The 1,153-nt window shown below is 68.2% G+C and carries 1 protein-coding gene; it reads right to left on the reverse strand.

From position 1 onward, the window contains the following. Positions 1 to 1,103 (reverse strand): adenylosuccinate synthase (locus NQ160_RS24040; protein ID WP_257517489.1); only part of this gene is annotated, 1,103 nt, incomplete at its 3' end. Positions 1,104 to 1,153: the final 50 nt, after the last annotated feature.

Raw genomic sequence — 1,153 nt, forward strand, 5'->3', positions numbered from 1 at the left:
GGGGTGGCGTGGTGGAAGTCCGACTGGTTCACCGGCACCTCGTCGAAGCGCGTGCCGTCGACGTCGTAGGCCACGCACACGGGGATGCGGTCAAGGCCTGTGAGGATGTCGAGCTTGGTCAGCACGAGGTCGGTGATGCCGTTCACACGCGTCGCGTAGCGGGTGACGGGCGCGTCGTACCAGCCGACGCGGCGGGGCCGACCGGTCGTGGTGCCGAACTCGAAGCCGCGCGAGCGCAGCCACTCGCCCTGTTCGTCGAACAGCTCGGTGGGGAACGGCCCCGACCCGACCCGTGTCGTGTAGGCCTTCACGATGCCGACGATGCGGTCCAGGCGATTGGGGCCGACGCCCGAGCCGGTCGAGGCGCCGCCGGCGGTGGCCGACGACGACGTCACGAACGGGTAGGTGCCGTGGTCGACGTCGAGCATGGTGGCCTGGCCGCCCTCGAAGACGACCACCTCGCCGGCCGCGAGGGCCTGATCCAGCAGCAGCCCCGTGTCGGCGACCATGGGACGCAGACGCTCGGCGTAGGACAGCAGGTCGTCGACGATCTCGTCGACGGTGATCGCGCGGCGGTTGAAGACCTTCACCAGCAGGTGGTTCTTCTGGTCGAGGGCGCCCTCGACCTTCTGGCGCAGGATGTTCTCGTCGAACAGGTCCTGCACGCGGATTCCGACGCGGTTGATCTTGTCGGCATAGGCCGGTCCGATGCCGCGGCCGGTCGTGCCGATCATGCGCTTTCCGAGGAAGCGCTCGGTGACCTTGTCGAGCGTGCGGTGGTACTGCGTGATGATGTGCGCGTTGGCGCTCACCCGCAGCCGCGACGTGTCGAGCCCACGCGCGTTCAGCGCCTCGAGCTCGGCGAACAGCACCTCGAGGTCGACGACGACACCGTTTCCGATCACGGCGTTCACGCCCGGAGAGAGGATGCCGGAAGGCAGCAGGTGCAGCGCGTACTTCTCGTCGCCGATGACGACGGTGTGGCCGGCGTTGTTGCCGCCGTTGAACTTGACGACCCAGTCGGTGCGGTCCCCGAGGAGGTCAGTGGCCTTGCCTTTGCCCTCGTCTCCCCACTGGACGCCGACGATCACGATGCCTGGCATGGCTGCTCCCCCGTTAACGGACGGTGAGACCCCATTCTATCCGGCGGCCG

The organism is Microbacterium sp. zg.Y909, assembly GCF_024626565.1.